The sequence below is a fragment of the Algibacter sp. L3A6 genome (genome assembly GCF_009796825.1).
Lineage (GTDB): Bacteria > Bacteroidota > Bacteroidia > Flavobacteriales > Flavobacteriaceae > Algibacter.
This window is the reverse complement of record NZ_CP047030.1, coordinates 2,161,369-2,173,261: the sequence shown is the minus strand read 5'-3', so window position 1 is coordinate 2,173,261 and position 11,893 is coordinate 2,161,369. Positions and strand designations below refer to the sequence as shown.

Here is an 11,893-nt window from a genome sequence, read left to right as displayed (position 1 = left end):
CCCTTATCGTTTACAGCCAAGGTGTTCTAATTATTTTGAGATTTTACTTTTATCTTTTTTGCTGGCGTTGTGGAAGTTGCCAAACCTTTTTCTTTCATTTTTGCTAACACAGTCGATTCCATTTTTAATCGCTGCAATTTAGAACGACCATCCACAAATGCCGAACGCATTTCTTTTACTTCATTATTAAGTTTAGATATTTCGTAAACTTTTTTATCTGCACTATGCGAACTCGCTATCATAACTATCGCTAAAGCGGAAACAAATAAAATCATGCGCCAATTCTTAAACGAATCGTCACTGACTAAAAATGTTCCTTTTAATATGTCGTATATATTATTTTTCACTTTAATGACTGAAATATGATGTTTTCAAAAAAGCGGAAAAACCACTCTTATTATTAAAGACACAAAAACCTCCTTTTTCAATTCGGTATTGGATCTAGCACTCTCGTTTTATTTATTTGAAATTAAGCCTTAGTAGCAATCCTTAACTTTGCACTTCTTGCTCTGTTATTTATTTTAATCTCTGCAGCAGTAGGCACCACTAAACCACCAACTTTTTTAAGCGGCACTTCAAAATTACCAAACATATCACGTTCTGGTTCTCCCTCAAACAGTCCGTTTCTAATAAATCTTTTTACCAACCTATCTTCTAAAGAATGGTATGATATAAAGCTTAATCTTCCGTTTTCGTTCAAAATCTCAGGTGTTTGAGATAAAAACTCTTTTAGAGCTTCAATTTCTTGATTCACCTCAATCCTAATAGCCTGATATATTTGAGCTAAAACTTTATTCTCGTGTCTTGGTGGTAAAAATTTTCGTAAAACAGACTTCAATTGTTCACTTGTAACAATAGCTTCACTTTCACGATGTGCAACAATTAAACTTGCCATAGCAGGCGCCGCACGCAATTCACCATATTGCAAGAACACATCTTTCAATTGCTCTACTTCGTATTCATTAATAACATGAAATGCCGACAATGCTTTTTCTTGATTCATCCGCATATCTAAATCGGCCTCAAACCGAGTAGAAAAACCACGTTCCGCAACATCAAATTGATGTGACGATACGCCAAAATCTGCCAAAACACCATCTACCTTTTTCACACCATGAAATCGTAAAAAACGTTTTATAAATCTAAAATTCTCATTTATCAATGTAAATCGAGAATCGTCAATTGTATTTTCAAGAGCGTCCAAATCTTGATCGAACGCAAATAATTTTCCGTTTTCACCAAGTCGCTTTAAAATCTCCTTACTGTGTCCGCCACCACCAAAAGTAACATCAACATAAATGCCGTCAGGCTTAATATTTAAACCATCTACGGTTTCTTTTAATAATACCGGATTATGATATTCCATAGTCTTCATCATCTTGCCCCATAACTTCTTCGGCTAAATCTGCAAAATCGATTGCCGCATCATCAATGGCTTGTTCATATAAATCTTTATCCCAAATTTCAATAATATTGATTGCCGAAGCCACTACAATATTTTTCGAAATGTTAGCAAAAACCGTTAAATCTTTTGGCACTAACAGTCTCCCATTAACGTCAATTTCAATAATTTTTGCTCCAGCAGTAAATCTTCGAATAAAATCGTTGTTCTTTTTCTTGAACTTATTAAGCTTATTCATTTTCTGCATTAACGCTTGCCATTCTTGCATTGGATATAACTCCAAACACTTCTGAAAAACCGATCTTCGCAAAACAAAACCATCGTCTAGCACCGACGCAAGCTGCTTTTTTATCGCAGCAGGCATCATAAGTCTGCCTTTGGCATCAACTTTACAATCGTATGTTCCTGTTAATAAGTCCAATAGTATTTCGCTATGGTTTAAACGTTTAAGATTCAAATATATTGAAAATTTTACCACATTTTACCACTTTACCCCACTTTGTTAACAAGTTTTTGACGAAATACATCCTACTATCGACGAGATCAATAAAAACTATAAGCAAACTTGACCATTCTTTAATTAATTTTATAAGAAAAATCTTAATTCAAAAACACTATTCTTGACGCAGAAAAATTATTCTTTTTTCAGAAGACATTAAAACCTTTGAAATATCAATGAAATAACTATATTTGTTTCTCATGCAATGAATACTGATTAATGACGCATAGTTTAAAAAAAGAAGGTAATTACAGCTATATTGAAGCCGGAGAGGGTACACCAATTATTGTGCTACACGGATTAATGGGCGGATTGAGTAATTTTGATGCCGTAACTGATTTTTTTAGCCAAAAAGGATATAAAGTCCTTATCCCCGAACTCCCAATTTACAGCATGTCACTGCTTAAAACTAACGTAAAAAGCTTTGCCAAATACCTACACGAATTTATAATTTTTAAAGGTTATGATGAAGTTATTTTATTAGGAAATTCGCTTGGCGGACACATTGGCTTATACCATACAAAAATGTTCCCAGACACAGTAAAAGGCTTAATAATAACCGGAAGCTCTGGACTTTACGAAAGTGCTATGGGCGGAGGCTACCCAAAACGTAGCGATTACGAGGTGATTAAAAAGAAAGCACAAGATGTTTTTTACGATCCCGCAGTTGCCACCAAAGAAATTGTAGACGAAGTTTACGAAACCGTAAACAACCGTAATAAGCTAATAAAAACTTTAGCTATTGCTAAAAGTGCTATTAGGCATAATATGGCAAAAGATTTACCTAACATGAAAACGCCCACTTGTATTATTTGGGGTAAAAATGATAGCGTAACGCCACCTGAAGTTGCAGAAGAATTTAACGAACTTTTACCAGATTCTGAATTACATTGGATTGACAAATGTGGCCATGCAGCCATGATGGAACACCCTGATGAATTCAATAAAATCATGGATGCTTGGTTAGAAAAAAGACAATTCTAGACACTTTTCTAGCATAAAACATTCCCAACATTAAACACATTAAGATAGATGCATATTAAATCGGCCGAATTTGTAATGAGCAATTCCGAAGTTGAAAAATGCCCAAAAAGCAGACTGCCAGAATACGCTTTTATTGGCAGAAGTAACGTAGGAAAATCGTCGCTGATTAATATGCTAACTAGCCGAAAAAGCTTAGCTAAAACGTCTGGACGACCAGGAAAAACACAGCTTATTAATCACTTTTTAATTAATAAAAACTGGCACTTAGTCGATTTACCTGGTTATGGTTATGCTCGTGTTTCTAAGAGTTCTAAAAAGGTATTTCAAAAATTTATTACTAATTATTTCGGACAACGCGAACAACTTGTTACAGCGTTTGTTTTAGTTGATATTCGCCACACACCTCAACCTGTAGATGCCGATTTTATGGTATGGCTTGGGGAAAATGGAATACCATTTTCTATCATCTTTACTAAAGCCGATAAACTGAGACCAAAAGCAATTCAAGATCACGTTGATGCCTACAAAGCTATTTTATTAGAAACTTGGGAAGATATGCCTAACTACTTTATTACATCATCATCTAAAGACATAGGAAAAGACGAAGTTTTAGGCTATATCGATGATCTTAATGCTAATATGCAATATGATGGTTAGATGATATCCATCATCACACTAAACTAATTCTTTTTAAATTAAACTAAGCACACTCATTACCCTTTTACATCTAACGCATCGCGTAACGCGTTACCTATAAGCATAAAAGCCATTACCAAACTCATTATACAAAGCCCTGGAATTAAAGCCAAATAAGGCTTCCCTAAAATAATATAATTGTAGTGATCTTTTATCATAGCACCCCAACTAGCCATTGGCGGCTGTGCACCAATACCCAAAAAGCTCAAACCACTTTCTATTAAAATAGCTGCGGCAAAGTTTGCTGCTGAAATTACAATTACCGGCGCCATAATATTCGGAAGGATATGTTTTGTGATTATTCTGTAATCATTAAAACCTAAAGCTCTTGCTGCTGTTACATACTGCATTTCTTTAGTGCTAATTATTTGCCCGCGCACTACTCTAGCTACTTCTACCCACATGGTTAAACCGACAGCAATAAACACTTGCCAAAAACCTTTGCCTAATGCTAAAGTAATCGCTATTACTAAAAGCAGAGTAGGTATAGACCAGGTTACATTTATAATCCACATAATAACAGCATCTACCTTACCACCAAAATAGCCCGCAATACTACCCATAAAAATGCCGATAACTAATGAAATAAACACCGCTACAAACCCAATAAAAAATGAAATTCTAGCGCCTACTAACACACGACTCAATAAATCGCGCCCGTATTTATCAGTTCCGAAAAGAAATGATTTTTCTTTTATAAACGATGCAACATCACTATTTGGAAACCGACTTAACTCCATTGTTTTCTTCACACCTTCCAAGCCATCGGAAGCATATTCGGTATAACTTAAAGTTTTGCTCTCTACATGGTATTCCGATATAGGAATTTCAGAATCTGTGTTCTTCTTCCCAAAAAATAGTTTGTCAAACATGCTTTGATCTACTTTTAACCCTGAAGGGATAGTAAGCATAGTTACCGTGTAGCCAGGTTTTTTAGAATGAATTGATAAATGCATTTGATTGGCATATTGAGAATTATCGGGTGCAAAGGCATATGCAAACACCGAAACAACACCAACAAAACCAATAAAGCATAAACTAAAAACACCCCAAAAATTCTTTTTAAATTTTTGGAGTGCCAATTGTTTTAGTGAGCTAGATTTTGAACTCATATATTTTATTTCTTCTAATTTTTAGCTTGAGTATGCGTCGCTGCAACTTTTTCTATTGGGAAGTTTTTTAAATCTTCTAAAACATTTAAAGCCTCTTCAACATAAACATCTTGACTTAAGCTCTCGTGCCAACGTACGCGTTTTTCTTTTAAATCGGTAGTATCCTTATCAAAAAGAGATTGCTCGTATTTTGTAGAATTAAAGGTTAAGTTGGTTTTATAATCAGAAATAGCATCAAAACGTTTAGCTTCTTCTTCATTTTTATCCAATTGAGATTTATACTTTTTAAAATTCAATGAAAACTTAGTATCGTCAATTTTACTTTTTACCCATTTAGCATTTTCATCAATAAGCTTTAATTGAGCGTTATTAGCCATACGTGCTTTACTATTTGCTACAATTGTATTGTAATCGAAATAACCCGTCCAAGGCTTGTAATCGGCCGCATCAATTTCATCATAAGGTAACGGATTATCTTTATCCTTTTCACCTACATCAATATAACTAAAACGTCCCGGCACCTGCACATCACTTTTAACACCTTCTAACTGCACAGAACCACCATTAATTCTATAATATTTTTTAGTGGTTAGCGCTATAGCTCCAAGATCTCCTCCTGTATTACTACGTAAAACATTATTTAAATCTATTACATTTTGCACTGTACCTTTACCGTAAGTTTGTTTGCTCCCTATAATAATAGCACGCTTATAATCTTGCATAGCTGCTGCCATAATTTCTGATGCTGACGCTGAAATTTCGTTTACTAGCACAACCAAAGGCCCATCCCAAACAATAGATTTATCACTATCCTTTAAAACTTCTTTTGCCTGACCTGTAGATCGTACTTGAACCACTGGTCCTTCTTCGATAAACAAACCTGCCATATCTACAACCGTAGGCAAAGATCCACCACCATTATTACGTAAATCGAGCACTAAACCTTCAATACCTTCTTTTTTAAGACGTAAAATTTCGTCTTTTACATCTTTAGCAGCATTTATGTTTTTATAATCCTGAAAATCTGCATAAAACGCAGGCAAATCAATCACTCCAAAACGACCACCTTCTTTTTCAACAACCGATGATTTTGCATAAGTTTCCATCAACTCTACCACATCTCTAGTAATAGTAACATCTTTAACTGTACCATCCATACTTTTAATGGTAAGTGTTACTTTGGTGCCTTTAGGTCCTTTTATATATTTAATAGCATCGTTAATACGCATACCAACAATATCCACAGCTACATCTTCATTTTCTTGTTTTACTTTTAAAATAACATCTTCAACTTCTAAAAGCTTACTTCTCCAAGCTGGACCTCCAGAAATTAATTCTACAATTTTAATGTAATCCATTCGCTTTTGTAACCTCGCTCCAATACCTTCAAGTTTTCCTGACATACGTTGGTCGAAATTCTCTTTACCTCTTGGCGCTAAATAATATGTGTGCGGATCAAATTCTTCTACAATAGTATTTACATAAACAGCAAACCAATCATCACGATCTAAATCATCAACACTATCATTAAAATAAATATCGATAGATTTTAAAGTCGCTTCACGCGCTTCTTTCTCAATAACCTTATCGGTTTTCATAACATACTCTGGGTCTTTTTCCTTGGCACGTTTTTCTTCTTCATAAATATCATCGTAATTAGAAAGTGTCGAAAACTTTAATTGCTGTCTCCAACGGGCTTTCATTTCTCTCTTATTCTTTACATAACCTGTATTCTCGTAATCGGTATCAAAATCTTCATCAACATTATAATCAAAAGGCTTAGATAATATATCGTGATAAATATTTTTGGCCTCACCTATACGTTCCAAAACACGCTCGTGCACCAAATTGAAAAACGAAATATCTACAGATTTTAATTGATCGTCTAAACTTGTTTTGTATTTTTCAAACTCCCTATAATCCGAAGCATAAAAATATCTTTTTACAGGATCTACGATTTCTAAATAATCGGAAAACAACTCTTCCGAAAAGGCATCATCAAAAGCAATAGGATCAAAATGTCCACGCTCAATAACAAAGGTTATAAGTTCTATTAGTTTTTTATCTTTATCTGGATTATCGAATTTCTTTGAAGTAAAACTACACGAGGCAAATGCCAAAACCATTAACAACGATAGTACTTTAAAATTCTTTTTCATAATATTCTTCATCTTCTGTATTTAAAAATTCTTTAGGGAATTTTATATCATTCTACTAAAATAGAGAAAAAACTATGCCAACAATCTGTTTTCGTTACTAATTTTTTGTTAAACAGAAGAAATAAGGCGTTAACCATCGAAATTATGTATTTTAGCATTTATAATTTAAGAACAAATTATGTCAAAAAAACCCCTTATTTTAATTACAAATGATGACGGCATTACAGCTCCAGGAATTAGAGCTTTAATTGAAGTTATGGTTAACTTAGGTGATGTTTTTGTGGTAGCTCCCGATAGTCCGCAAAGTGGCATGGGCCACGCCATTACTTTAGACGCTATGCTTTTTGCTCAAAACGTAAAAATTAGCGAAGGCCCACAGAAAGAATTTAGTTGTTCTGGCACACCTGCCGACTGCGTCAAAATCGCCATTAGAGAATTACTACCAAGAACACCAGACCTTTGTGTTTCTGGTATAAACCACGGATCTAACTCTGCTATAAACGTTATTTATTCTGGCACCATGAGTGCCGCTATTGAAGCTGGTATTGAAGGTATTCCGGCTATTGGTTTTTCTTTACTCGATTACGCATGGGATGCTAACTTTGAAGCCTCTAAACCTTACGTAAAAAAGGTTGCCGAAAATGTACTAAAATCAGGCTTACCAAAAGGCGTTGTTCTAAATGTAAACATACCAAATGCTAAAAGTGGAGACATAAAAGGCATCAAAATTTGTAGACAAGCAAAATCGAATTGGGTAGAATCTTTCGACAAACGCAAAAACCCACAAGGCAAAGATTACTATTGGCTTTCGGGTAAATTTGTAAACCTAGACAACGGTGAAGACACTGACGAATGGGCACTTGCAAACCACTATGTTTCTGTGGTTCCTGTACAGTTCGATTTAACCGCGCACCACTTTATACAACAACTAAATACTTGGAATTTAAAATAGATGAAGAAAGAAATTTTTATAGGCATGCTCGTTGGATTAATAGCAAATGCTGTTGGCTTAATTTTAACCGCAACGCTACTTGGCAGAGGCGACGATTTTACAACTGTAATTAAAGCTGCAGCCGCAGAAGGCTTTTTAGGAAAACTAATTAGCTTAGGTGCTGTTTTAAACCTTATTAGTTTTTTTATTTTCATTAAAAGAAAAGAAGATTATCGTGCCAGAGGTGTATTATTAATCACTGTTTTTATTGCTGTATTTACGTTTCTTTTTAAAATGCTTTAGAAATTACAATCACCCCAACTTAAAAAGTTATAGCACATGAAATATTACATAATAGCAGGTGAAGCATCGGGAGATTTACACGGTTCAAACCTTATGAAGGCTTTGTTTCAAGAAGATCCAAATGCCGAAATTAAATTTTGGGGAGGCGACCTTATGCAATCCGTTGGCGGCACTTTAGTAACACACTACAAAGAGCGTGCTTTTATGGGGTTTATAGAGGTTATAATGAACCTTCGAAAAATATCTAAATTTATAAGCTTTTGCAAAGAAGATATTGCAGATTACAAACCAGACGTTGTTGTTTTTATTGATAATTCAGGCTTTAATTTACGCATTGCAAAATGGGCCAAAGCTGCCAATTTCAAAACACACTATTATATTTCACCACAAGTTTGGGCCTCTCGGGCAAGTCGTGTTAAAGACATAAAACGCGATGTGGATGCCATGTATGTTATTCTTCCTTTTGTTGAAGATTTCTATAAAAAACATGATTACAAAGTTGATTTCGTTGGCCACCCACTTATTGACGCCATTGCCAACCGAGAGCAAGTAAGCGAAAAAAAGTTTAGAGAAACATACCAACTTAGCGATAAACCTATTATTGCGCTTTTACCAGGAAGCAGAAAGCAGGAGATTACAAAAATGTTATCGGTAATGCTTAGTCTTGTTGACGATTTTAAAGCCTATCAATTTGTAATTGCAGGTGCACCAAGTCAGGATTACAGTTTTTATCAAACCTTTATTAAATCGGCTAACGTAAAATTTATTGATAATAAAACTTACGATTTATTAAGTATTTCTACAGCAGCTTTAGTCACCTCAGGAACGGCTACGTTAGAAACGGCTTTATTTAAAGTGCCGCAAGTGGTTTGCTATAAAGGCAGTGCAATATCTTACCAAATTGCTAAACGTATTATTACTTTAAAGTTTATATCCTTAGTAAATTTAGTAATGGATCGCGAAGTGGTAACAGAACTTATTCAGGGTGATTTTAATAAAAAAAGACTAAAGAAAGAATTGGAACGTATCTTAGACAAAGAATCTAGAAAAAAGCTCTTTTTAGACTATTACGAATTAGAGAAAGCCCTTGGGGGAAAAGGTGCTAGTGAGAAAACAGCGCAATTAATATACAACGCGATAAAAGTTTAAGCATTACATGAAAAAAATCATTTTTATACTACTTCTATTTATAAGTTTTAGCAGTTGTAAATCTTCAAAACGATCAAAAAGAAGTTCTAATTCATCTTCTAAAATAATTACTAAAAAATCTCAGGAATACGAAAAAGGACGCGTAGTTATTTCTTCTGAAGAAAAAAATTACACACCAAGAACTGCAAATAGCAGAAGAACAAAAGCAGACAACATTATTGAATATGCTGAAAGTTTTGAAGGCGTTCGATACAAATGGGGTGGCACTACAAAAGCAGGAATGGATTGTTCGGGCTTAATTTACGAATCGTTTAGAGCTTACGACGTTAATCTACCGAGAATCTCTCGAGACATGGCCAAGCGTGGAGATAAAATTAATTTAAAAGATGTACTTAAAGGGGATTTATTATTCTTTAAAACAGGCAATAGAAGAAACGCAATTAACCATGTTGGACTTATTGTTTCTATAGAAAACAACAATATTGAGTTTATACACGCCACGAGCAGCAAAGGCGTAATGACTTCTTGGATAAACGAAACTTACTGGCATAAAGCTTTTTACGAAGCTCGACGGATTTTATAAGATATTTTATATCTTAGTTTAATTATGAAAATTCTCAATTTCACCATAATTAAACTAACCATTTGCCTAGTGATAGGCATTTTAATTGGGTATTTTATTCCCATTCCAATAATGATGGCTTTGTATTTCACATTAGCTGTATCATTATTGTTAGGCTTCACTTACTTTATAGCTAGAAAACAGTTTTTTAAAACTATTTGGTTTGGGATTACTGCTTTTATTTTAATAATTTCGATTGGAGCTCTCACTGTAAACATCCATAATCAACAAAATTTTAACAACCACTACACAAAACATCTTTTAAATGAAGATGACTCTAGTCACGCTATCACTTTCAGAATTCGAGAAGTTTTAAAACCCAACACTTATTACAACAAATATGTTATTGATATTTTACAGGTTGACGAAAAACAATCCCAAGGAAAATCGCTACTAAGCATAAAGAAAGACACTTTAAAACCGCCGCTTAACGTAGACGCTATATTGTCTACAAAAAGCAATTTTAACAGCTTAGGCTATCCGTTAAATCCTTTTCAATTTGATTACGAATCGTATTTAGAAAAGAAATACATTTATCACCAAGTCAGCTTAAAACCTACCGAGCTATTTTTAATTAGCGATAATACACACACGGTATTTGGATACGCAAATGCTACTCGACAATTTATTAATTCGAAATTAAAAAAACATCATTTTAAACCCGACGAACTCGCTGTAATTAACGCCCTCTTTCTAGGGCAAAGACAAGACCTCAGCGAAGACATTTATAGCGATTACAGAAACGCAGGAGCTATACATATATTGGCTATTTCAGGACTTCATATTGGAGTTATACTAATTCTATTAAATTGGGTTTTAAAACCGATGGAACGCTTAAAATTTGGCAAACTTCAAAAAACAATATTTATACTTATCATTCTATGGAGTTTTGCCGTAATTGCTGGTTTAACAGCATCGGTAACTCGAGCTGTAACCATGTTTAGCATTGTCGCTATTGCAAACAACTTAAAAAGGCCAACTAACATTTACAACACGTTGGCTATTTCAATTTTCGTTATTTTATTACTGAAACCACTCTACATATTCGATGTTGGCTTTCAATTGAGCTATATGGCTGTACTTGCTATTGTTTACATAGACCCTATGATTTATAAATTATGGCAACCAAAAAACAAATTACTAGATATTTATTGGCATACTATTACTATAAGTATCGCGGCTCAATTTGGTATTGCTCCGCTTCTACTCTTTTATTTTCATCAATTCGCAGGGCTATTCTTGTTGTCTAGCATCATTATTATTCCCCCGTTAGCTATTATTTTAGGTCTAGGAATCGTTGTGATTCTAATGGCATCTCTAAATATATTACCTGCATTTTTAGCAGACTTTTTTGGATACATTATTAGCGGCATGAATTATATTATGAGTGTTATTTCTCAACAAGATTCATTTATCTTCAACGATGTTCATTTTACCATCTGGCATGTATTAACGTCTTATCTTATAATTTTTTCAATAATACAAATCTTTAAAAATTATAAGTTTTCTAATTTAAAATGGGCGCTTTTAGCTGTAATTGGTTTTCAGTGTGCTCTTATTTACACAAATTTTAGAAAACCTTCTAATCAATTAGTGGTGTTTCATAAAAGTCGTTTTAGCATGATTGGCAACACAATGCAAAACAAATTAAGCGTAGCTCATGATTTAGACAGCATGGCTCTTTTAAAAAATTCAACTATAAAAAACTATACCGTAGGCCATTCTATTAACAACATTGAATACAATAAACTTCAATCTATTTATCTGTTGAAAGGCAAAAAATTTTTAATTGTAGATAGCTTAAACACCTACCATATTAAATCGTTTAATCCGGATTATGTTTTACTGCGCCAATCACCAAAAATAAACTTGAACAGATTAATCGATTCTATTCACCCCAAATACATAATTGCAGATGGTAGCAATTATAAATCTTACACCAAACAATGGAAAGCCGTTTGTAAAAAACGAAAACTCCCTTTCCATGACACACATGAAAAGGGAGCTTTTATAATTGAATATTAAGAATGTATTCG

General features: G+C 33.9%; 12 protein-coding genes. 7 read left to right on the top strand and 5 right to left on the bottom strand.

Annotated features, from left to right (window positions below):
• Positions 1-26: 26 nt before the first annotated feature.
• From GQR98_RS09150 to mraZ, 3 genes are all read right to left on the bottom strand, one after another.
• Entirely contained in the window at positions 27-347 is a 321-nt protein-coding gene (locus tag GQR98_RS09150; protein WP_042497085.1) for an FtsL-like putative cell division protein, read from the bottom strand.
• Positions 348-469: 122 nt separating this feature from the next.
• The gene (gene rsmH / locus GQR98_RS09145; RefSeq protein ID WP_159021128.1) at positions 470-1,366 is read right to left on the bottom strand and encodes a 16S rRNA (cytosine(1402)-N(4))-methyltransferase RsmH; all 897 of its coding nucleotides are present in this window, start codon (positions 1,364-1,366) and stop codon (positions 470-472) included.
• Complete coding sequence (gene mraZ, locus GQR98_RS09140; RefSeq protein WP_133969109.1) at positions 1,353-1,823, bottom strand: division/cell wall cluster transcriptional repressor MraZ; 471 nt, start codon at positions 1,821-1,823, stop codon at positions 1,353-1,355. The genes rsmH and mraZ overlap by 14 nt, the downstream gene beginning before the upstream one ends.
• A 297-nt stretch (positions 1,824-2,120) precedes the next feature.
• Here mraZ and GQR98_RS09135 point away from each other — a divergent pair, with 297 nt between their 5' ends.
• Together GQR98_RS09135 and yihA are read left to right on the top strand one after the other, a co-directional pair.
• The gene (locus GQR98_RS09135; RefSeq protein ID WP_074938895.1) at positions 2,121-2,885 is read left to right on the top strand and encodes an alpha/beta fold hydrolase; all 765 of its coding nucleotides are present in this window, start codon (positions 2,121-2,123) and stop codon (positions 2,883-2,885) included.
• Between the two features lie 48 nt (positions 2,886-2,933).
• Entirely contained in the window at positions 2,934-3,542 is a 609-nt protein-coding gene (gene yihA, locus GQR98_RS09130) for a ribosome biogenesis GTP-binding protein YihA/YsxC (RefSeq protein WP_159019242.1), read from the top strand.
• A gap of 56 nt (positions 3,543-3,598) precedes the next feature.
• Here the strand turns inward: yihA and GQR98_RS09125 are convergent, their stop codons facing one another.
• Positions 3,599-4,693 (bottom strand): ABC transporter permease, encoded by a 1,095-nt coding sequence (locus GQR98_RS09125; protein ID WP_159019241.1) that lies wholly within the window; start codon positions 4,691-4,693, stop codon positions 3,599-3,601.
• 14 nt (positions 4,694-4,707) lie between these two features.
• A complete protein-coding gene (locus GQR98_RS09120) occupies positions 4,708-6,852 on the bottom strand; it encodes a carboxy terminal-processing peptidase (RefSeq protein ID WP_159021127.1) in 2,145 nt (714 codons plus the stop codon).
• Between the two features lie 178 nt (positions 6,853-7,030).
• Here GQR98_RS09120 and surE point away from each other — a divergent pair, with 178 nt between their 5' ends.
• From surE to GQR98_RS09095, 5 genes are read left to right on the top strand one after another with little or no spacing between them, the layout of a single operon-like run.
• Positions 7,031-7,804 carry a 5'/3'-nucleotidase SurE gene (gene surE / locus GQR98_RS09115; RefSeq protein ID WP_159019240.1) on the top strand — a complete coding sequence of 258 codons (774 nt, stop codon included), beginning with the start codon at positions 7,031-7,033 and terminating at the stop codon, positions 7,802-7,804.
• Positions 7,805-8,086, top strand: coding sequence for a hypothetical protein (locus tag GQR98_RS09110; RefSeq protein ID WP_159019239.1), 282 nt, complete (start codon positions 7,805-7,807; stop codon positions 8,084-8,086).
• A gap of 36 nt (positions 8,087-8,122) precedes the next feature.
• The gene (gene lpxB, locus GQR98_RS09105) at positions 8,123-9,235 is read left to right on the top strand and encodes a lipid-A-disaccharide synthase (RefSeq protein ID WP_159019238.1); all 1,113 of its coding nucleotides are present in this window, start codon (positions 8,123-8,125) and stop codon (positions 9,233-9,235) included.
• A gap of 7 nt (positions 9,236-9,242) precedes the next feature.
• Positions 9,243-9,818: a C40 family peptidase gene (locus GQR98_RS09100; RefSeq protein ID WP_159019237.1), complete on the top strand. Its 576-nt coding sequence runs from the start codon at positions 9,243-9,245 to the stop codon at positions 9,816-9,818.
• Positions 9,819-9,842: 24 nt separating this feature from the next.
• Positions 9,843-11,882 (top strand): ComEC/Rec2 family competence protein, encoded by a 2,040-nt coding sequence (locus GQR98_RS09095; protein ID WP_159019236.1) that lies wholly within the window; start codon positions 9,843-9,845, stop codon positions 11,880-11,882.
• Positions 11,883-11,893 lie beyond the last annotated feature (11 nt).

Bases quoted from the DNA above. Each gene is read 5' to 3' on its own strand.
- GQR98_RS09125 (WP_159019241.1), bottom strand. From the start codon at position 4,693: ATGAGTTCAAAATCTAGCTCACTAAAACAATTGGCACTCCAAAAATTT.
- yihA (WP_159019242.1), top strand. From the start codon at position 2,934: ATGCATATTAAATCGGCCGAATTTGTAATGAGCAATTCCGAAGTTGAA.
- rsmH (WP_159021128.1), bottom strand. From the start codon at position 1,366: ATGGAATATCATAATCCGGTATTATTAAAAGAAACCGTAGATGGTTTA.
- GQR98_RS09095 (WP_159019236.1), top strand. From the start codon at position 9,843: ATGAAAATTCTCAATTTCACCATAATTAAACTAACCATTTGCCTAGTG.
- GQR98_RS09135 (WP_074938895.1), top strand. From the start codon at position 2,121: ATGACGCATAGTTTAAAAAAAGAAGGTAATTACAGCTATATTGAAGCC.
- GQR98_RS09120 (WP_159021127.1), bottom strand. From the start codon at position 6,852: ATGAAAAAGAATTTTAAAGTACTATCGTTGTTAATGGTTTTGGCATTT.
- GQR98_RS09100 (WP_159019237.1), top strand. From the start codon at position 9,243: ATGAAAAAAATCATTTTTATACTACTTCTATTTATAAGTTTTAGCAGT.
- lpxB (WP_159019238.1), top strand. From the start codon at position 8,123: ATGAAATATTACATAATAGCAGGTGAAGCATCGGGAGATTTACACGGT.
- GQR98_RS09110 (WP_159019239.1), top strand. From the start codon at position 7,805: ATGAAGAAAGAAATTTTTATAGGCATGCTCGTTGGATTAATAGCAAAT.
- surE (WP_159019240.1), top strand. From the start codon at position 7,031: ATGTCAAAAAAACCCCTTATTTTAATTACAAATGATGACGGCATTACA.